The organism is Thalassococcus arenae (assembly GCF_019104745.1).
GTDB lineage: Bacteria > Pseudomonadota > Alphaproteobacteria > Rhodobacterales > Rhodobacteraceae > Thalassococcus_B > Thalassococcus_B arenae.
Map to the genome: position 1 here is coordinate 1,513,809 of NZ_JAHRWL010000001.1, position 19,652 is coordinate 1,533,460.

23 protein-coding genes are annotated in these 19,652 nt (G+C 64.6%); 16 read left to right on the forward strand and 7 right to left on the reverse strand.

All coding sequences use genetic code 11. The features are described from left to right. The first annotated feature begins 8 nt into the window (after positions 1–8). Both KUH32_RS07425 and KUH32_RS07430 read left to right on the forward strand, forming a co-directional pair. Positions 9–590 (forward strand): DUF1285 domain-containing protein, encoded by a 582-nt coding sequence (locus tag KUH32_RS07425; protein ID WP_217777397.1) that lies wholly within the window; start codon positions 9–11, stop codon positions 588–590. A gap of 75 nt (positions 591–665) precedes the next feature. Further along, positions 666–896 carry a DUF2798 domain-containing protein gene (locus tag KUH32_RS07430; protein WP_217777398.1) on the forward strand — a complete coding sequence of 77 codons (231 nt, stop codon included), beginning with the start codon at positions 666–668 and terminating at the stop codon, positions 894–896. Between the two features lie 6 nt (positions 897–902). Here KUH32_RS07430 and KUH32_RS07435 read toward each other — a convergent pair whose 3' ends face one another. Next, the gene (locus KUH32_RS07435) at positions 903–1,721 is read right to left on the reverse strand and encodes a sulfotransferase family protein (RefSeq protein WP_217777399.1); all 819 of its coding nucleotides are present in this window, start codon (positions 1,719–1,721) and stop codon (positions 903–905) included. 143 nt (positions 1,722–1,864) lie between these two features. Here KUH32_RS07435 and KUH32_RS07440 point away from each other — a divergent pair, with 143 nt between their 5' ends. The 5 genes from KUH32_RS07440 (at position 1,865) to KUH32_RS07460 (ending at position 7,915) form a co-directional block, all read left to right on the forward strand. Beyond that, entirely contained in the window at positions 1,865–3,442 is a 1,578-nt protein-coding gene (locus KUH32_RS07440) for a DUF5928 domain-containing protein (protein ID WP_217777400.1), read from the forward strand. A gap of 92 nt (positions 3,443–3,534) precedes the next feature. Then, positions 3,535–3,903 carry a histidine triad nucleotide-binding protein gene (locus KUH32_RS07445; protein ID WP_217777401.1) on the forward strand — a complete coding sequence of 123 codons (369 nt, stop codon included), beginning with the start codon at positions 3,535–3,537 and terminating at the stop codon, positions 3,901–3,903. 153 nt (positions 3,904–4,056) lie between these two features. Next, positions 4,057–4,236 (forward strand): zinc-finger domain-containing protein, encoded by a 180-nt coding sequence (locus tag KUH32_RS07450; RefSeq protein ID WP_217777402.1) that lies wholly within the window; start codon positions 4,057–4,059, stop codon positions 4,234–4,236. A 105-nt stretch (positions 4,237–4,341) separates the two neighbouring features. Continuing rightward, positions 4,342–7,143 (forward strand): DNA polymerase I, encoded by a 2,802-nt coding sequence (polA, locus tag KUH32_RS07455; RefSeq protein WP_217777403.1) that lies wholly within the window; start codon positions 4,342–4,344, stop codon positions 7,141–7,143. A 91-nt stretch (positions 7,144–7,234) separates the two neighbouring features. Continuing rightward, positions 7,235–7,915 carry an SGNH/GDSL hydrolase family protein gene (locus KUH32_RS07460; protein WP_217777404.1) on the forward strand — a complete coding sequence of 227 codons (681 nt, stop codon included), beginning with the start codon at positions 7,235–7,237 and terminating at the stop codon, positions 7,913–7,915. Between the two features lie 117 nt (positions 7,916–8,032). Here KUH32_RS07460 and KUH32_RS07465 read toward each other — a convergent pair whose 3' ends face one another. From KUH32_RS07465 to nth, 3 genes are all read right to left on the reverse strand, one after another. Beyond that, positions 8,033–9,259 carry a S8 family peptidase gene (locus KUH32_RS07465; protein WP_217777405.1) on the reverse strand — a complete coding sequence of 409 codons (1,227 nt, stop codon included), beginning with the start codon at positions 9,257–9,259 and terminating at the stop codon, positions 8,033–8,035. 113 nt (positions 9,260–9,372) lie between these two features. Then, positions 9,373–10,368: an adenosine kinase gene (locus tag KUH32_RS07470; protein WP_217777406.1), complete on the reverse strand. Its 996-nt coding sequence runs from the start codon at positions 10,366–10,368 to the stop codon at positions 9,373–9,375. Beyond that, entirely contained in the window at positions 10,365–11,009 is a 645-nt protein-coding gene (gene nth, locus KUH32_RS07475; RefSeq protein WP_217777407.1) for an endonuclease III, read from the reverse strand. Before nth ends, KUH32_RS07470 begins: the two co-directional genes overlap by 4 nt. Before the next feature lie 93 nt (positions 11,010–11,102). Here nth and KUH32_RS07480 point away from each other — a divergent pair, with 93 nt between their 5' ends. The 3 genes from KUH32_RS07480 (at position 11,103) to KUH32_RS07490 (ending at position 13,385) form a co-directional block, all read left to right on the forward strand. Continuing rightward, positions 11,103–11,945: a methylated-DNA--[protein]-cysteine S-methyltransferase gene (locus KUH32_RS07480; RefSeq protein WP_217777408.1), complete on the forward strand. Its 843-nt coding sequence runs from the start codon at positions 11,103–11,105 to the stop codon at positions 11,943–11,945. Between the two features lie 132 nt (positions 11,946–12,077). Then, a complete protein-coding gene (locus KUH32_RS07485) occupies positions 12,078–12,743 on the forward strand; it encodes a YiaD family glycine zipper/OmpA-like lipoprotein (protein WP_217777409.1) in 666 nt (221 codons plus the stop codon). Positions 12,744–12,839: 96 nt separating this feature from the next. After that, positions 12,840–13,385: an NADPH-dependent FMN reductase gene (locus KUH32_RS07490; RefSeq protein WP_217777410.1), complete on the forward strand. Its 546-nt coding sequence runs from the start codon at positions 12,840–12,842 to the stop codon at positions 13,383–13,385. A gap of 8 nt (positions 13,386–13,393) precedes the next feature. On the opposite strand, the gene KUH32_RS07495 is transcribed toward KUH32_RS07490, so the two are convergent. Next, positions 13,394–13,789 (reverse strand): VOC family protein, encoded by a 396-nt coding sequence (locus tag KUH32_RS07495; RefSeq protein ID WP_217777411.1) that lies wholly within the window; start codon positions 13,787–13,789, stop codon positions 13,394–13,396. Positions 13,790–13,824: 35 nt separating this feature from the next. Here KUH32_RS07495 and KUH32_RS07500 point away from each other — a divergent pair, with 35 nt between their 5' ends. Continuing rightward, positions 13,825–14,625, forward strand: a complete 801-nt coding sequence (locus KUH32_RS07500) for an HTD2 family dehydratase (RefSeq protein ID WP_217777412.1) — start codon at positions 13,825–13,827, stop codon at positions 14,623–14,625. 7 nt (positions 14,626–14,632) lie between these two features. Here KUH32_RS07500 and KUH32_RS07505 read toward each other — a convergent pair whose 3' ends face one another. Together KUH32_RS07505 and KUH32_RS07510 are read right to left on the reverse strand one after the other, a co-directional pair. Next, a complete protein-coding gene (locus KUH32_RS07505; protein ID WP_217777413.1) occupies positions 14,633–15,322 on the reverse strand; it encodes a sugar transferase in 690 nt (229 codons plus the stop codon). Between the two features lie 314 nt (positions 15,323–15,636). Beyond that, on the reverse strand, positions 15,637–15,897 hold the full coding sequence (locus KUH32_RS07510; protein WP_217777414.1) for a hypothetical protein: 261 nt from the start codon (positions 15,895–15,897) through the stop codon (positions 15,637–15,639). Positions 15,898–16,288: 391 nt separating this feature from the next. Between KUH32_RS07510 and KUH32_RS07515 the strand changes: the two genes are divergently transcribed. The 5 genes from KUH32_RS07515 to hpf all read left to right on the forward strand — a co-directional run bounded on the left by KUH32_RS07515 (position 16,289) and on the right by hpf (position 19,612). Next, positions 16,289–16,903, forward strand: a complete 615-nt coding sequence (locus KUH32_RS07515; protein ID WP_217777415.1) for a ribonuclease D — start codon at positions 16,289–16,291, stop codon at positions 16,901–16,903. 19 nt (positions 16,904–16,922) lie between these two features. Continuing rightward, positions 16,923–17,528: an LPS export ABC transporter periplasmic protein LptC gene (gene lptC / locus KUH32_RS07520; protein WP_217777416.1), complete on the forward strand. Its 606-nt coding sequence runs from the start codon at positions 16,923–16,925 to the stop codon at positions 17,526–17,528. Positions 17,529–17,535: 7 nt separating this feature from the next. Then, positions 17,536–18,042, forward strand: coding sequence for a lipopolysaccharide transport periplasmic protein LptA (lptA, locus tag KUH32_RS07525; protein WP_217777417.1), 507 nt, complete (start codon positions 17,536–17,538; stop codon positions 18,040–18,042). After that, positions 18,042–18,800: an LPS export ABC transporter ATP-binding protein gene (gene lptB / locus KUH32_RS07530; RefSeq protein ID WP_217777418.1), complete on the forward strand. Its 759-nt coding sequence runs from the start codon at positions 18,042–18,044 to the stop codon at positions 18,798–18,800. Before lptA ends, lptB begins: the two co-directional genes overlap by 1 nt. Before the next feature lie 251 nt (positions 18,801–19,051). After that, positions 19,052–19,612, forward strand: coding sequence for a ribosome hibernation-promoting factor, HPF/YfiA family (gene hpf, locus KUH32_RS07535; RefSeq protein WP_217777419.1), 561 nt, complete (start codon positions 19,052–19,054; stop codon positions 19,610–19,612). The last annotated feature ends 40 nt before the right edge of the window (positions 19,613–19,652 follow it).

Below are 19,652 nucleotides of genomic sequence, written 5' to 3' on the forward strand. Positions count from 1 at the left end.
CAAAAGTTATGAGCGCACAAAAATCCGTGACACCGTCCGCCGAAGGGCTTGCCGCATCGGTTCGCGCCGCAGGCAAGAAAGGCCCGCCGCCTGTGCATTTGTGGAATCCCCCGTTTTGCGGCGACCTGGACATGCGGATCGCCCGCGACGGCACGTGGTTCTACCTGGGCACGCCGATCGGGCGGTTCGAACTCGTGCGTTTGTTCTCGTCGATCCTGCGCAAGGACGGCGACCGCTATTTCCTTGTCACACCAGTGGAAAAGGTCGGGATCACGGTGGATGACGCGCCTTTCGTGGCCACGGATTTCACGGTGCAGGGCGCGGGCAAGGAACAGGTTCTGACCTTCACCACCCATGTCGGGGACAGCACCATCGCCGGGGCGGAAAACCCGATCCGCGTCGAACGTGACGCCGAGACCGGCGAGCCATCGCCCTATGTGCATGTCCGCGCCGGGCTGGAGGCGCTGATCGACCGAAAGAGTTTTTATCGCCTGGTCGACCGGGGCGCCCATCACGACGGCTGGTTCGGGGTTTGGTCGTCCGGTGTTTTCTTCCGGATCATCCCGTCGGACGAACTGCCCGATTCCTGACCTGCGACGCCCGGGCGCGTTGATGTCGCATTCCGATTCGCAGATATAAGAGCTGCCTTTGTAACGGAGCCTGCCATGATCCCGCCCCGCCTTGCCCCTGTCGCCTTCGGCTTTCTGGTTTCGGGGTTGATGTCGTTCATCGTGTCGCTGGTCGCCACCCTGCGCGCGGTCGGACTGGCCGACGGGATCATCGGTTTGTGGATCACGGCGTGGCTGGCCGCCTGGGCGGTGGCGTTTCCCACCATTCTGGTCGTCGCGCCGCTGGTCCGCCGATTCGTGGAGCGCAATACGCGAAAACCGGCCTAGCGGCGCTCAGTCGCCCAGCTTGGCGTGGACCTCGTCCAGGTCGATCTCTCCGGTCGGCATCTTGTTCGACGGGTCGTCGAAATCGTATTTGAACAGCTGGAAGTCGCGCCAGTAGATTTCCTTGATCAGATGCATCGACAAGTCGTCGAAGTAGTCTTCGACCGGATGCGCGCGCTTGGGGCCGTGACCTTCGGATTCGTTGAAGCGCGGGATCTTGGCCAGGTCGATCGCGTGTGGCGTTTCAACGGCATCCAGAACCTGCTGCATGCCGTCGTTGAATTGCTCGGTCCAGAAGATCTTGTTGTAGCGGCCGCCGTTGACGATGAAGGTGCTGACATGGCCCGACATGGCCGACCAGTGGATGTCAGGCTCCATCGGGCGGCGCCAGCGGATGGTGTCCCGGGTAAAGAGCAGGAAGCGCCGGAACGACTTGATCTGGTCGAAATCGTCCTTGCCGTCCTCACCGCCCACTTCGATCCCGTATTTCTGGATCAGCAGGGGCACCAGGTTGCCGCGATAGCGCCGCCCGTTGCGCTGGATGCCGCAGATCTTGTCGAAGAAGGATGACAGGATGCGGGTATAGGGGTTGCGCACGCAGGTGAAAGCATAGGTCGTCTGTGTCTTGACGTTGGCCTTGATGGCGTCCTGGCTGTCCTCGCGCGCCCATTTGTGCAGCCCGCTGGTGGCATCGTGGATGTCGCCATCGAAGAACGCGCCATGGTCCGAGTAATAGAGAATTTGACCGATGGTCGAACAGGCGCATTTCGGCACCACCCGATACACCATGCTCTGGCTTTCGGTCATCCATGTGCCCGGGAAACCCATGCCTGCCGCCTCCGAACCCTGCCCGTCTGTTGTTGTATTGCGTCGACGCGCTTTACAAAAAGCAAAGAAAGCCGGTTTATTCAACGCCCGATCGCCACTATCAACATAATCAATCGGGCGAAAATAGGGCCGTTGTTTCCCCTATGGCAAAAATTGCCTTCATCTTGCTGTGCCACAAGGACCCTGACGCCATCATCAAGCAGGCGCAGAGCCTGACCGCCGTCGGCGACTACATGGCGATCCATTTCGACGCCCGCGCCAAGCCCCAGCACTACAAGAAAATCCGCGCCGCGCTGGACGACAACCCCAACGTGGTCTTCGCCCAGAAGCGCATCAAATGCGGCTGGGGCGAATGGAGCCTGGTGCAGGCGACCATCCAGGCGGTCCGCGCCGCGGTCGACGCCTTCCCGCGCGCGACGCATTTCTACATGTTGTCGGGCGACTGCATGGCGATCAAGTCGGCGGAATACGCCCATGAATTCCTGGACCGGCGCGACTGCGACTACATCGAAAGCTTCGACTACTTCCAATCCGACTGGATCAAGACGGGGTGGAAGGAAGAACGCCTGATCTACCGCCACTGGTTCAACGAGCGCACGCAGAAGCGCCGGTTCTACGCGATGTTCGAGATGCAGAAGCGGTTGGGGCTGAAGCGCGCGATCCCGGATGATCTCGAGATCATGATCGGCTCGCAATGGTGGTGTCTGCGACGGCGCACCGTCGAATGGATCCTGGATTTCATCGGCCGCCGCCCGGACGTGATGCGCTTCTTCCGCACCACCTGGATTCCGGACGAGACGTTCTTCCAGACGCTGGTGCGGCATCTTGTGCCCAGCCACGAGATCCAGAGCCGCACGCTGACCTTCCTGATGTTCACCGATTACGGCATGCCGGTGACCTTCTACAACGACCACTACGACCTGCTGCTCAGCCAGGATTTCCTGTTCGCGCGCAAGATCAGCCCCGAGGCGACCGAACTGAAACGCCGCCTTGGCGTGCTGTATTCCTCCGAAGGCGCGCGGTTCCAGATTTCCAACGAAGGCCGGTCGCTGTTCAAGTTCCTGACCCAGAAGGGGCGCATCGGCAGGCGCTTCGCCACGCGCTTCTGGGAAACCGAAAGCACGCTGGGCCGCGAACGGGAATTGCTGATCGTGGTCTGCAAGAAATGGCACGTCGCCAAACGTCTTCTGGACCGCATTCGCCAGATGACCAACATCCCCGCCATCGAATACCTCTTCAACGAGGAAACCTGCCTGCTGCCGGATCTGGGCGGCATCCAGTCGACCATGGGCAAACGTCACCGGCACCGCCGTGCGCTTATGCGGATGCTGTTCGACTATTACGAGACCGACCGCTTGATCGTCTGCATGGACCCGGCGAACCTGGACCTGCTCGAGGATTTCGGCCGCGACCGGTCGGTCACGCGACTTCTCGAGATCGAGTGCCAGTTCAGCGACGACTACCTGATCGGCCATGCGATGCGGGTGGGCCTGGCGGGTGACCGGACGCCGTCGGAAACGATCCAGCGCCTGCTGCCCACGGTGCGCAACGACATGGTGCACGAAAGCGACCGCATCCGTGACGCCGATTTCGCCAATCACAACCGCATGCGCGAAGCCGACACGCCCGAACAGAACGCCAAGGCCATCGCCGCCTTTCTGTCGCTGCCGGAAGACAAGGCGCTGGAGCTTGCCAAGACCGAGTATCTGTTCGCCGATTGATCCGGTTTCCCTTGCCGCCGGTTGCCGCTATGGCTGGAGCGACCGCGACCGGACGGCGACGCGGCGGCGAGTATCGGAACAGGGCGGAGACCATGGCCTACAGCTACGACGACCAGAACATCTTTGCGAAGATCCTGCGCGGCGAAATCCCCAACAGCACGGTGCTGGAAACCGAGCACAGCCTGGCCTTTCGCGACATCCAGCCCCAGGCGCCGACGCATGTGCTGGTGATTCCGAAAGGCCCCTATGTCTGTTTCGACCATTTCGCGCAGGCGGCGTCGGATGCCGAGATCGTCGACTACGTCCGCGCCGTGGGCGAGGTCTGCAAGATGGAAGGGCTGGAAGCGGACGGTTTCCGCCTGATCGCCAATGCCGGCCGCGACGGCGTCCAGGAAGTGCCGCATCTGCACGTCCATATCCTGGCGGGCCGGCCGTTGGGCCGGATGCTGAGCCGCGCCTGACCACATCGTGCGGGCTGGCGCCCGCGCAGGGTTTCTCGGGTTTGGCCCGGGCCAAACCCTGCGGGTGGGCGCCATGCGGCACGCCGTCCCTTGCCCCCGGCGCGGGGCTGTCGCATAACGCGCCAGCGTCCGCACCTGCCCGAAGAGACTGTCATGACCATCGAAGCACCTGAGACCCGGATCGTCGACAGCTACCGCATCGCCTGTGACGGTGGCGAGGGGGCGCTTGGCCACCCGCGCGTCTGGCTGCAGATTCCGCTCGACGAAGGCTGGGTCGAATGCCCCTATTGCGACTGCAAGTTCGTGCACCGCGATTTCGAGGGCAAGGTCTGAAGGCAGCCGCCGGACCGGCGTATTTTCAAAAGAGAAGAAGCGACAGGCTGGCGCAGGGCGGCCGGTCGTGGCACATCTGAACGCGGGTCCGAGGGAGGGAAAGGCATGGCGTTCGGCAAAGGCTGTCATCTGCATCTGATCGACGGGTCGGCCTATATCTTTCGGGCCTACCACGCGCTGCCGCCGCTGACCCGCAAGTCCGACGGCCTGCCGATCGGAGCGGTCAGCGGTTTCTGCAACATGCTGCAGCGCTACATCGACGGCAATTCCGGAGCGGATGCCCCGACCCACGTCGCGGTGGTGTTCGACAAGGGCAGCCACACGTTCCGCAACGAGCTTTTCGAGGACTACAAGGCCAACCGAGAAGCGATGCCCGAGGATCTGCGCCCGCAGATCCCCCTGACCCGGCGCGCGACCGAGGCGTTCAACATCGCCTGCAAGGAAATCGAGGGCTACGAGGCCGACGACATCATCGCGACGCTGGCCTGCCAGGCGCGCGAGGCCGGTGGGCGGGTGACGATCCTGTCGTCGGACAAGGATCTGATGCAGCTGGTGGGCGACGGCGTCGAGATGCTGGACCCGATGAAGAACCGCCGCATCGACCGCGACGGCGTTGTCGAGAAATTCGGCGTGCCGCCGGAACGGGTGGTGGATGTGCAGGCGCTGGCCGGCGACAGCGTCGACAACGTGCCGGGTGCGCCGGGCATCGGGATCAAGACCGCGGCACTGCTGATCAACGAGTTCGGTTCACTCGAGGAATTGCTGGACCGCGCAGAAGAGATCCCCCAGCCCAAGCGGCGCGAGACGCTGACCACGATGCGGGCGCAGATCGAGCTGTCGAAAAAGCTGGTGATGCTCGATTGCGAGACCCCGCTGGACTTTACGCTGGACGATCTGGAGGTGCGCGACCCCGACCCGGACAAGCTGATGCCGTTCCTGGCCGAGATGGAATTCCGCACCCTGACCAAGCGTGTCGCCGAAGCGCTGGGGGTCGAGCCGCCGGCCATTCCCGACACCACGCCCGAGGGCGCCAACCCCGACGACAGCACGGCCGAGGCGCCGCCGATCCGGCCCGAAGCCTACGAGACGGTGCGCGATGCCAGGGCGCTGCAAGATTGGATCGCCCAGGCGCAGGACCGCGGCTGGGTCGCGGTGGACACCGAGACCACCGGGTTGAACGAGATGACCTGCGACCTTGTCGGGATCTCGCTCTGTGTCGAGGTGGGCCGCGCCTGCTATGTCCCGCTGACCCATCGCGCCGCGGCGACGGACGACCTGTTCGGATCGGACGACCTGGCCGACGGTCAGATGAAGCTGGACGAGGCGTTGGCCCTGATCAAGCCGCTGCTCGAGGACCCGGCGGTGATGAAGATCGGCCAGAACATGAAATACGACGCCAAGGTTCTGGCCCGCTACGGCATCGACATCGCGCCGATCGACGACACGATGCTGATGTCCTATGCGATGAATGCCGGGCTGCATGGCCACGGCATGGATACCCTGGCCGAGCGCTATCTGAGCCACACGCCGATCCCGATCAAGGACCTGCTGGGCAGCGGCAAGGCGCAGGTCACGTTCGACCGGGTACCGGTCGACGAGGCCACGCGTTATGCCGCCGAGGATGCCGACATCACGCTGCGGCTTTGGCAGATGTTCAAGCCGCAATTGCACCGCACCCAAGTGACGCGGGTCTACGAAGGGCTGGAGCGTCCGCTGGTTCCGGTTCTGGCGCAGATGGAGAGGGCCGGGATCCGCGTGGACCGTGACGCGCTCAGCCGGATGTCCAACGCGTTCAGCCAGAAGATGGCGGGGCTCGAGGCCGAGATTCACGAACTGGCCGGCGAGACCTTCAATGTCGGCAGCCCCAAGCAACTGGGCGAGATCCTGTTCGACAAGATGGGAATCGAGGGCGGCAAGAAGGGCAAGACCGGCGCCTATGCCACCGGCGCCGACGTGCTCGAAGACCTGGCGACCGAGCATGAATTGCCGCGCAAGGTGCTGGATTGGCGGCAGTTGTCCAAGCTCAAGTCCACTTATACCGATGCGCTGCAGGAACACATCAATCCTGATACACATCGTGTACACACATCGTATTCCATTGCGGGCGCCAATACCGGCCGCCTCGCCTCGACCGATCCGAACTTGCAGAACATCCCCGTGCGCACCGAGGAAGGTCGCCGCATCCGCGAAGCCTTTGTCGCCGAGCCGGGCAAGGTGCTGGTGTCTCTCGACTACAGCCAGATCGAGCTGCGCATCCTGGCGCATATGGCCGGGATCGACGCGCTGAAACAGGCCTTCCGCGAAGGCCACGACATCCACGCCCTGACCGCGTCCGAGATGTTCAACGTGCCGCTGGACCAGATGACGCCGGATGTGCGGCGGCAGGCCAAGGCGATCAATTTCGGGGTGATCTACGGCATTTCCGGCTTTGGACTGGCGCGCAACCTGCGCATCCCGCGGGCCGAGGCGCAGGGTTTCATCGACCGTTATTTCGAACGCTTCCCCGGCATCAAGACCTATATGGATGACACCGTGGCCTTCGCCAAGGAACACGGACATGTCGAAACGCTGTTCGGGCGCAAGATCCACACGCCCGAGATCGGTGCCAAGGGCCCGCGGGCGGGCTTTGCCTGGCGCGCGGCGATCAATGCGCCGATCCAGGGCACTGCGGCCGACATCATCCGCCGCGCGATGATCCGCATGCCCGACGCGATCGACGGCTTGCCGGCCAAGATGCTGCTGCAGGTGCATGACGAATTGCTGTTCGAGGTCGAAACCGGTGCGGTGGACGACCTGATCGGCGTGGCGCGCGACATCATGGAGGGCGCCGCAGACCCGGTGGTCAAGCTGGATGTGCCACTGGTGGTCGATGCCGGGCAGGGGGCGAACTGGGCCGAGGCGCATTGATCGACGCCTTCACCGAAATGCCCAGTTTTCGCCACGGGCGTTTCGCACACCATCCGCAAGCTGGACGCACCCGCAATCCCAACGGCCCGCCATGTTCCGCCGTCTGATTTCCCTTGCCCTTGCCCTGTGCCTGCTGGTCCCGTCACCCGTGGCGGCCGAAGTGCCCCGGGTGCTCCTGATCGGCGACTCCCTTCTGGCCAGTCACAAGGTGTCGGGGCGGTCAGTGGCGCATTACCTGGAACGCTATCTCGAGGCGCCGGTTCGCAACCGGTCGGTTCTGGGTGCCCGCATGATCTACAAGTTGCCGGTCACTGGTGCGCTTGGTCTGTCGATTCCGGCGCAATTCCGCACGGACGAGGATTGGGACATCGTCATCGTGAACGGCGGCGGCAACGATTTGTGGATGGGCTGCGCCTGCCGCCGCTGCGACCGCAAGATGAACCGCCTGATCAGCGAAAGCGGCACGCGCGGCGAAGTGCCCAAACTGCTGGCCCGCATCCACAAGACAGGGGCGCGGATCATCTATGTCGGCTATCTGCGCAGTCCGGGCATCGTCACGCCGATCGAGGCCTGCAAGGATGAAGGCGACGCCTTCGAGGCCCGGATCGCGACGCTGGCAGGCAAGGTGCAAGGGATCGACTACCTGTCGCTGCAGGATCTGGTGCCGCATGGCGATGCCTCGTGGCTGGCGCTGGACGGTGTGCATCCGGCGACCAAGACAAGCCGCGAGATCGCGCGCCGCCTGGCGGACATGATCAAGCCGGTGGACTGACGGCCAAGGCGCATCGGGGCCGACGCAAGACCGCGGCAGGCCACCGACCCGCGACAAGCGGATCGCCGACATCATGTCCTTGGCGGGCCGGGGTCTGCGCCCCAGCCCGTTCCTGGGTCAGCCCACCAGCGGCTGCGGCGACTGCACCAGCCCGTGCCCCACATCCGCCAGGTCGACCGCAGGGGCCAGCCCGGTGCGCGTGGCGGTGGCGCGCAACTGCGCCGTGACCGCTGCGGCGTTGCGCGGACGGCCGGTCTGCGCCTGCGCCTCCCACCACAGGGCGGCGACACCGGCGACATGGGGACAGGCCATCGACGTGCCCCGCAACGGCCTGAGGCCACCGCCGGTCTTGGCCGACACGATCCCGACACCCGGCGCCGCGATCACCGGGTTGGTGTTGGAAAACTCCGCCACGTTCAGCCCGTTCGGCGTCTGACCCAAGGCCCCCACCGAGATCACACCGAAGGCCGCCGCCGGCACCGAGGCACTGACCTCGAATTGCGGGTCGATTTCGCGGCGGCTTTCATTGCCCGCCGCGGCCACGACCACCGTCCCGCCATCGAACGCCGCCTGGGCGCGGAACATGTCCATCAGCGCATCGAACATCCGCAGGTTGGTGCGGTAGCCTTCCAGCGCGATCGAGGTGGCCAGTAGCTCGGGCAGGCCGTCGCGGATCAGGTCTTCGGCGAATCCGGGAAAGTCGAAGCCCAGCGACATCGAGATCACCTGCGAGCCTTCCGAGGCCGCCCACCGCATCGCGTCGAACAGCATGTCGGACGACCCCGACCCGTCATCGCCCAGAACCTTGCCGATCAGCGCCGTCGTGACGCCGCGCGCCACCCCGATCCGCGTCCCGTCCACGTCGCGACCAAAGACCGTGCCGGCGCAGTGGGTGCCGTGGCCGTTGGCATCCTCGATACCCGATCCGGAAAAGTCGCGGGTGATCAGCGACACGCCGGCAAAGGCGGGGTGGTCGGTGTCGATCCCGGTATCCAGCACCGCCACGCGCACCCCCGCGCCGGTGGCCGAAGACGTGTCGGCCCCCACCGCCGTGATGCCCCAGGCCGGCGTGGCGGCCGCAGCATCCGCATCGTCCAGCGGTTCCGGCGCGATCAGCCGTGTCGGCATGACCCGCGCCATGCCCAGGATGCTGGGATCGCGCATGGCAGAGCGCATGTCGGCGGGGCTCATGTCGCCCACTTCCAGCATCGGATCGGGCGGCAGGGATGTGCCGATGGTTTCCTCGCCCAGAATCGCCGGTCCCATCGGACGCCGCCCGGACGGTGACAGCGGCGCGTTCCGCCAGACGGCATTCGCGTCGCGTAAAACAACATACTTGGTCATGAAATCCCCCTTGGTTTGCTCGTCGGCGCCGAAATAAACGCCCAGGGACAGGATACACCCTTGAGTTGCATCACCAGAGGAGTTTTTCGTGAAAACCGCGTAATTCGCGGTGATCAGCCGATCGGCAGGCCGTTTTCGGCAAACAACCGTTTCAGATCGGCTTCGGGGCGCGGCCCCAGATGCCCGATCACTTCCTGGGCGGCCAGGCAGCCCATGCGCCCGGCCGTGGCCATGTCCCGGCCGGTCACCAGCCCATAGAGGAACCCCGCCGCGAACTGGTCGCCCGCGCCGGTGGCGTCGACCGGCACGACCTTGCGCACCGGCACGTCGGTGCGTTCACCGTTGCGAATGATCGTCACCCCGTCGCCCGAACGGGTGCAGACCACCAGCGGGCAGATCGCGGCAACGGCGGCCAGGTCGTCCTCCAGCGTGCCGTTCTCGAACAACGACCGGATCTCGGCCTCGTTGCCGATGACATAGTCCATCTCGTTCTCGATCAGCGCCAGGAAATCGCCGCGGTGGCGTTCCACGCAGAACGGATCGGAAATCGCGATTCCGGTCTTGCCGCCCGCCGCCCGGCAGGCGCGCGCGGCCTTGAGAAACGCGTGTTTTCCCTTGTCCTTGTCGAACAGGTAACCCTCGAGAAAGATCGCTTCGGCCTGCGCTGCGACGGCCTCGGTCACATCGTCGGGGCCCAGTTCGGCCGAGATGCCCAGATAGGTGTTCATCGACCGCTCGCCATCGGGCGAGACAAAGATCATCGACCGCGAGGTCGGCAATTCGCCCCCCGCGACCGGTGCATTCACGAAGTCGATGCCGTCATTGACCATCGCCTCGGCATAGAAACGGCCCAGATCGTCATCGCGCACCCGGCCGATAAAGGCGGTCCGCAGCCCCAGGTTGCCGCCGCCCGCGATGGTGTTGGCGACCGACCCGCCGGGCGTCTGCACCCGGTTGCCCATGGCGTGATACAACGCCTCGCCGCGGTCCTGTTCGACCAGCTGCATGATGCCCTTTTCGATGCCCATTCGGGTCAGAAACGCATCGTCCGCGCGCGCGATCACGTCGACAACGGCATTGCCGATGCCCACCAGCTGATATTTCTTCATTCGGTCTTGTCCTCGAACTGGCACAGGTCGGCGATCAGGCAGGCCTTGCATTTCGGTTTCCGCGCGACGCAGGTGTAGCGGCCGTGCAGGATCAGCCAGTGATGCGCGTGCTGCTGGTAGTCGACGGGGATGTTGTCTTCGATGGCGCGTTCCACCGCGACCACGTCCTTGCCGGGGCAGATGCCGGTGCGGTTGCCGACGCGAAAGATATGCGTGTCGACCGCCTGCGCCGGGTAATGCCACCACATGTTCAGCACCACATTGGCGGTCTTGCGCCCGACGCCGGGCAGGCTTTCCAGCGCGGCGCGCGAATTCGGCACCTCGCCGCCATATTCTTCGACAAGGATGCGGCTCAGCTTGATGACGTTCTTGGCCTTGTTGCGGAACAGGCCGATCGTCTTGATGTGTTCGATGACGCCGTCTTCGCCCAGGGCCAGCATCTTTTCCGGCGTGTCGGCCACCGCGAACAGCCCGCGGGTGGCCTTGTTGACGCCGGCATCGGTGGCCTGCGCCGACAGTGCCACCGCCACCACCAGCGTGTAGGCGTTGACATGCTCCAGCTCGCCCTTGGGTTCGGGCTCGGCTTCGTGGAAGCGGTCAAAGATTCGGCGGATCGTGTGATAATCAAGCTGCTTGGCCATGATCCGCTTTTGCCTCGGCTCTGCGGGATGCGCAACAATCGGGTCGTGCGGTCGCCCGCCCGGCGTTACATTTGCGCCAACAGGAGAGACCCGATGCCCAAGGATGACACCGATAGCTATCATTTCCACGTCATGCGCCGTGCCATCGACCTGATCGACGGGCTGGGCGAACAGGCGACGCTGGACCGACTGGCGGCCGAGATGAACATGAGCCCCGCGCATTTCCAGCGCCTGTTCACCCAATGGGCGGGCGTGTCGCCCAAGCGCTACCAGCAATACCTGACATTGGGCCACGCCAAGGCGCTGTTGCGCGATCGCTTCACCACGCTCGAGACCGCCCATTCCGCCGGCCTGTCCGGCGGCGGGCGGCTGCACGACCTGTTCCTGCGGTGGGAAGCGATGAGCCCCGGCGACTATGCCCGCGAAGGCGCCGGGCTGACGATCTACTGGGGCTGGTTCGAAAGCCCCTTCGGCCCGGCCCTGGTGACCGGCACCGACAAGGGTATCTGCGGTATCGCCTTTGCGTCCGAGACCGGTGAAGAGGCGGCCTTTGACGACCTGATGGGGCGGTGGCCGCGCGCCGCCTTCGTCGAAGACCCGATGCGCCTGCGGCCCTGGGCGCTGACCGCCTTCGGTGTCGAACAGCAGGGCGAGGTGCCGCTGTACCTGATCGGCGCGCCGTTCCAGATCAAGGTCTGGGAGGCGCTGATGCACATCCCGTCGGGCCATGTGACCACCTATTCCGAGATCGCCGAATCCATCGGCAATCCCAGGGCCGTGCGCGCCGTCGGAACCGCGGTCGGGCGCAACCCGATTTCCTACCTGATTCCGTGCCACCGGGCGCTGCGCAAATCCGGCGGTCTTGGCGGCTATCACTGGGGGTTGCCCGTCAAGCGCGCGCTGCTGGCCTGGGAAGCGGCGCGGGCCGAGGCCTGAGCAGGGGGCTTTTCCGGCTATGAGCGATCCTCCGCCGATTTTTCGGGAACTCCCGGGCGGTTTCGTGCATTGTTTTTGAATATCAACCGACAATCCCCCATGAAACGGGGGCAACTAATCATGAGGCAAACCATGATCCGGGCTAAACTTCCCGTTCTTCTTTCCGTCGCCGTGCTGGGCCTTTCGGCCTGTACCACCGGTCCCATGTTCGATCAGAACGATCCCAACCAGCGGGCCAAGACCGGCGCTTTGGTCGGCGCCGCCACCGGCGCGATCGCCGGGCGTATCGTTGGCGGTGACGACAAGGGCGAACGCAACCGCGCCACCGTGGCCGGCGCGCTTGTCGGCGCCGCGGCGGGCGCCGCCATCGGCAACCAGCTGGACAAGCAGGCCGCCGAACTGCGCCAGCAGCTAGGCAACGACGTGTCGGTGCGCAACACCGGCGATCGCCTGATCGTGACCATGCCGCAGGACATCCTGTTCGCGACCGACAGCGCCACGCTTCGTCCCGACCTGGTCGGCGATCTGCGCGACGTCGCCGCCAGCCTGCAGGCCTATCCCAACACCACGGTTCAGGTCATCGGCCACACGGACAACACCGGCGGTGCGGCCTACAATCTCGACCTGTCGCAGCGCCGCGCGCAATCGGTCGCCAACGTGCTGATCGGACAGGGCGTGCCGTCCTTCCGCATCGCCACCTTCGGCCGCGGCGAAGACCAACCCATCGCGTCCAACCTGACGCCGGAAGGCCGCGCGCAGAACCGCCGGGTGGAAATCGTGATCCTGCCCAACGCCTGATCTGCGCATCCGCGCACAGGACATGGGGAAACGCCGCGGGTTGCCGCGGCGTTTTTCCGTTGTAGGTCTTGGCAAACGCAAGACACGGAGTTTCTCATGCCCGCCTACACTCTCGTCGGCCTGTGCGGATCGCTGCGCGCAGGGTCCACCAACCGCCTGCTGCTGAACGAAGCCGCGCGGCTTTTCGACCCCATCCGCTACACCGAAGGCGACCTCCGCCTGCCGCTGATGGATGCCGATCTGCAAGACCGCGACGGAATCCCGGCATCGGTGCAGGCGCTGGCCGATCTGATCGCCGGGGCCGATGCGGTGATCGTGGCCACGCCCGAATACAACAAGGGCATTTCGGGCGTGCTCAAGAACGCGCTCGACTGGATCAGCCGGGTCGACGGCAATCCCTGGCGCGACAAGCCCGTGGCGCTGATGTCGGCTGCGGCGGGCCGCGCCGGGGGCGAGCGTGCGCAGAACATGGCGCGGCTGTGCCTGAACCCGTTTCGTCCGCGCCTGCTGAGCGGACCCGAGGTGTTCATCGCCGCCACCGCCCAGCAATGGGGCGAAGACGGGCGGCTGACCAACGAATTCGGCGCCAAGCTGCTGGGCGAATTGATGGACGGGCTGCGGGCCGAGATCGGGCGGTCGTAGGCTGCCGCTCAAACCCGGTTGGATATCTCGATCAGGTTGCCGTCGGGATCGCGGACATAGAGCGACCGGATCGGTCCGGTCGCCCCGGTCCGGCCCACCGGCCCTTCGATGACCGCGATCCCGGCCTGCGCCAGGTGCGCCTGCCAGTCCTCCAGCGGCGTCTCGCTCAGGAAACACAGATCGGCGCTGCCGGGTGCCGCGTGTCGGGCCCTGGGCTCGAATTCGCGTCCCTGAACATGCAGGTTGATCTTCTGCACGCCGAAAACCAGCGCCCAGCGGGTGCTGCCATCGGCCGGCCGGAACACCTCGGCCCGCATCCCGAGCACGCCGTAGAACGCCGCCGTCGCGTCGATATCGGCGACGGTCAGAACCAGGTGGTCGAGCGACTGGACGGCGGGCGGCAAGACGGCGATACCTCGGGCAGGACAGGAGACGACCGATGCAGGATGCCGCAGCCACCCAGACCCGTCAAACCGACATCCTCGATCCCGCCCGCGCCCGGGCCTTTCAGGTCGCGCTTGGCGATGCCGCCACGATCGACACCGGCGCGCCGCTGCCGCCGTTTTTCCACCAGCTCTATTTCTGGGATCCGCAGCCACCGTCCGGCCTGGGCCGCGACGGGCATCCGAAGGTGGGCGGGCTGATCCCCGATCTGGGCCTGCCGCGACGGATGTGGGCCGGCGGTTCGCTGCGCTTCCACGCCGCCTTGCACGCGGGGCGACCCGCGGAAAAAACCAGCCGCGTAACACAGGTCACCCGCAAGGATGGCCGCACCGGCCCGCTGGGTTTCGTTACCCTGACGCACGAGATCACCCAAGGCGGGACGCTTTGCGTGACCGAACGGCAGGATCTGGTCTATCGCCAGGATCCCGACCCGGCCGCGCCGCGCCCCGTGGCACCGCAGGCCCGCACCGATGAAACCGACCTGGCCCAGGCCGCGTTCACCTCGACCTTGCTGTTCCGCTACTCCGCGCTGACCTTCAACGGCCACCGGATTCACTACGATCTGGACTATTCCCGCGACGTCGAAGGCTATGCCGGTCTTGTGGTCCACGGCCCGCTTCTGGCCCAGCAATTGATGCTGATGGCCGAACGCCAGGGGCCGATCCGAAGCTTTTCGTTTCGGGCCGCCTCGCCGCTGATGCATTTCGAGACCGCCGCGCTGTGCCGGAACGGTGCGGATATGTGGGTGCGCGGCCCGGACGGGCGGCTGGTCATGTCGGCCGAAGTGACGGGCTGAGCGGGTATCAGCAGCCCGTGCCGCGCAGCACCACCTGCACCGTCTTGAACAGGACCTTCAGATCGGTCTTGAAGCTCAGTTCGCGCAGATAGGCCGTGTCGAAATTCGCCCGCTCGGCAAAGCTCGACTCGTTGCGCACCGATACCTGCCAGAACCCGGTGACGCCGGGCCGAAGCGCGTAGTAGGCGGTGCCGGGATAGATGTCCTGTTGATCGAGCATCATCGGGCGCGGCCCGACCAGCGACATGTCGCCCCGCAGCACGTTCCAAAGTTGCGGCAGTTCGTCGATCGACGATTTCCGGATGAACCGGCCGATCGCCGTGATCCGCGGATCTCTCCGCAGCTTCTGGGTACGGTTCCATTCGGCGCGCGCCTCGGGATCGGCGGCCAGATGCGCCTCGAGCAGGCGGTCGGCGTCCTGCACCATGCTGCGCAGCTTGAACATGTCAAAGCTGCGACCACCGCGGCCCACGCGTTTCTGGATGTAGAACGGCGATCGTCCGTCGCGCGCCACCAGGATCGCAACGACGCAGACGACGATCAGGACGGGAAGCGCAGCCAGCAGGACCAGCACGATGTCCAGCGCGCGTTTCAGAAATTCACGATAAAGACCCGATGTCGGAGCGTAGCTCAGCGCGTCGTCGATCAGCTTGTCGAGTTCGGCCGATGGCAGCGGCTGGCGAATATGTAACGTCAAAACGACCTCCCGAAGGACGCATTGCAGCGGGTCACGTGCATGCAGGTCTGGAACCCGAACAACACAAATCTACTGTGTGCAAACCATTGGCTTGCTTCAAAAAATTCTCTGGGTTTGCACCCGCACAGCGTAGTGAGTTGTTTACGTCCGATCAGAACTCAGCAGACTTACCAGTTACCCCTAGGTGAACGCACCAACCCCCCAGTGCCGTGTATCGAAATACGGCAAGATTGTGTCCCACCGACCGACAGATCGGTTATGCGCGTCTGTCTTCGTTCCGTCAATGAGCCGCGCGCGACACAACTTAGGGTAGATTACACCTGTTCGTTCACTGCGTGAATCGTGATGCCGAAGCTGTATTTTTCCCCGTTCGCGGGATATGCGGACAGCTGCGTTTTCGATGCGTCCGGTCCTGGGGCATGCTGCGCTTTGTGACCTGCAAAGGCTGCGGCGATCGCGAAACACAAGAAACAATGTCGACGAGTCAACAGGTTAATTGTTTCCTGAAGGCGAACAAAATTTCGCGTTCGATGCTTTCGGTCGCCGGTCGCATGGAATTGTAGCAATTTTTCCATCTCGCCCTTTCCCACGAACCGCGAATGCGCGAAACAATCGTGCGATGGTTGACTCGCGCGAATTGGTGAATGGATCGGCCCTTTTTTGCGGATATCCCGCGCTGTTCCGCACCTTGTGACGTTGCGTCGGATTTCGCGTAATCGCCGCCGCGGTGACACGTCTAGGACGAATGGCCGTGTTCACGCATTGTATCATTTTGAAACCTTGCGTGAGGCGGTTGTCCGAATTCCGGCGAATTGATGCCACGCGATTGCCATAATTCCGCCGAATCGCGGCAGGATTGGGGCGGATCTCCGCCGAAAGCAGCCCGGGCCGCGCTTTGCGGGCTTGGTTGCGTGGCACGGTGGGGGCGGATATGCCATCGCTCAGTTCCATGACCCGAGGCCGACCATGACGATACACCTGCATCAGCGCGATCTCCCCGCCGGGCTCGATCTCGGGCCGGCCGTGGCGATCGATTGCGAGACCATGGGCCTCGACCCGCAGCGCGACCGGCTGTGCGTGGTGCAGCTGTCGTCCGGCGACGGCGATGCGCATCTGGTGCAGATCGCGCGCGGTCAGACCGAGGCTCCGAACCTGACCCGGCTGCTGACCGACCCGTCGGTCCTCAAGCTGTTCCATTTCGGCCGGTTCGACATCGCCGCGCTCTACCACGCCTTCGGCGCGCTGGCTGCGCCGGTCTACTGCACCAAGATCGCCAGCCGGCTGGTCCGCACCTATACCGACCGCCACGGGCTCAAGGTGCTGACCAGCGAATTGCTGGGCGTCGACATTTCCAAGCAGCAGCAGTCCAGCGATTGGGGGGCCGAGACGCTGACCGAGGCGCAAAAGGAATACGCGGCCTCGGACGTTCTGTATCTGCACCGGCTGCGCATGGCGCTGGACGCCATGCTGGCGCGCGAAGGCCGGACCGACCTGGCGCAGGCCTGCTTCGATTTCCTGCCGGTGCGCGCGCAGCTCGACCTGGCCGGCTGGCCCGAAACCGACATCTTCGCGCATGCCTGACAGCGGGACATCCTGAGCCATGGCGCGTGCCGAAGGGGCCTATTCCAGCTTCATCGCCTGGCTCAAGATCCTGCTGCCGATCGCCGCTCTGGCTCTGTTGTCGACGATCTTTCTGTTTTCCCGCAGCACCGAGCCGGTGTTCAACGTGCCCTTCGCCAGTCAGCTCGAACTGGGTGAAACCGCGCAGGAACAGGTCAGGGCACCATATTTCGCGGGTACGACGCAGCGCGGCGACGTGGTGACGATGACCGCAGAAAGCGCGCGCCCCGTGGACGCCAGGACAATCGAAGCCGATGCCCTGTCGGCCCGGATGGTCCTGGCGGACGGCAGCACCATCGACCTGCGCGCCGACAAGGCCACATTGCGCAACGACAGCCAGAACATACGCCTGCAAGGCGGCGTCGAGGTCGTCAGCAGCACCGGCTACGTGATCGCCACCGAAACGCTGGTCACCGCCATCGACCGGATACACGGCGAAAGCGAAGGGCCGGTGACCGCCACCGGCCCGGCGGGCACGCTGGAAGCCGGGCGCATGGTCATCACCGCCGAAGACGGCGACGCTGACGTGCATTTGCTTTTCACCGAAGGCGTAAAGCTGGTATACGACCCGCAAGATCAAGAGTGACCTTTCGATGACCCGCACCATTTCGCTTGCCTTCGCGCTTTGCGCGTGCACCTCGCTTGCCACGGCACAGGGCGCCCAGGTCGCCTTCGGCACGATGCAGCAGGACACCAGCGCCCCGGTCGAGGTCGTCGCCGACAGCCTGTCGGTCAATCAGAAGGACGGCACCGCGCTCTATTCCGGCAACGTGGTGATCGCGCAGGGCGACATGCGGCTGGCCGCGCCGCGGGTGCTGATCGTCTACGCCGAAGAGGCCGGTCGCATCGAACGGATGGAAGCCACCGGCGGCGTGACCCTGGTCAGCGGCGAAGAGGCGGCCGAAGCCGAGCGTGCCGATTACGACATCGACGACGGCATCGTGGTGATGTCGGGCAACGTGCTCTTGACGCAGGGCGGCAACGCGCTGACGGCGGAACGCATGAATGTCGACCTGGAAAACGGCACGGCGCAGATGTCGGGTCGCGTGCGCACCGTGCTCCAGCCGCAGGACGATGCCGCGCCGGGTGGAAACCGCTGATGGTCCGCCCCCAGCTCAGCGTCACCGAAGGCAGCAGCGGCCTGCGCGTCACCCATCTGCGCAAAAGCTATCGCAAGCGCGTGGTCATCCGCGACGTCACCATGACGCTTGACCGCGGCGAGGTCGTGGCGCTTCTGGGCCCGAACGGGTCGGGCAAGACGACGTCGTTCTACGCCATCGCCGGCCTGGTGAACCCCGATGCCGGCCAAGTCACGATCGACGGCCGCGACGCCACCTTTCTGCCGATGTATCGCCGCGCCCGCCTGGGCATCGGGTACCTGCCGCAGGAAATGTCGATCTTCCGCGGTCTCACGGTCGAGGACAACATCGCCGCGGTGCTGGACATCGCGGTGTCCGACCTGCACCGCCGGCGCGAGCGGCTGGAGGAACTGCTGGGCGAGTTTTCCATCGAACACCTGCGCCGCGCCCCGGCGCTGGCCCTGTCGGGCGGGGAAAGACGCCGCGTGGAAATCGCCCGCTGTCTCGCGGCCGACCCGAAATACCTGTTGCTGGACGAACCCTTCGCGGGTGTCGATCCGATCAGCGTGGGCGATATCCGCCACCTTGTGGCCGATCTCAAGACCCGCGGGATCGGCGTTCTGATCACCGATCACAACGTCCGCGAGACGCTGGAAATCGTCGACCGCGCCTATATCCTGCATGACGGCCAGGTGCTGATGTCCGGCACCCCGGACGAGGTGGTGCGCAACGAAAACGTGCGCCGCGTCTACCTCGGGGACAACTTCCGCATCGGCTGACGCGGATCGGCGTCAATCCTTTCCTGTTTTCCGCGCGGCGCGGCGCCGGTTTCAATTGACAGCATCCCGCCGCTTTCATCAAATAAAGCCATGACGCTCTGCTCTACCGCAGTTCACAGTGCGATTCCCCGCCGTTGGAGGGTTTTTGCGGCGAACGGTCAGACAGACATGTCATTCCCCATCCGGTAAACCAGACAGAAAAGGGTGCAGACCCTTCGTGGTGCCGGGCCATAACAAGAGAAGGATACACCATGCGCTACCAGATCACGGGAAAGCACATCGACATCGGCGAGGCGCTGCAGAGTCACGTGAAGACCGAACTGGGCGAAATGATGAGCAAGTACGCCGGCCGTCCGACCGACGCGACCGTCGTTTTTTCCAAAAGCGCGCATGAATATGTCTGCGAGACCATCGTGCACCTGTCGACCGGGCTGACCGCGTCGGCCAAGGCGCATGCCACCGAGATCTACGCCGCGTTCGAAAGCTGCTGCGAGAAGATGGACAAGCAGTTGCGCCGCTACAAGCGCCGGTTGAAAGACCACCACAAGGAGCGCGTCGAACCGGTTGAAATCACGCAGGGCGCTTCGTATATCCTCGCCGGAGATTCGACGGAAGAGTCCGAACCGGATACGCTTCAACCGATCATCGTGGCCGAGATGGAAACCAAGATCCCCTCGCTCACCGTCGGCGAAGCCGTGATGCAGATGGAGTTGGCAGGCGCACCTGTGCTGGTGTTCCGCAACGAGAAAAAGGACGGTGTGAACGTCGTGTACCGCCGTGAAGACGGCAATATCGGCTGGATCGATCCATAACCTTCCGCGCGAACCGCGCGGTGTGTGAGCAGTAGGCAAC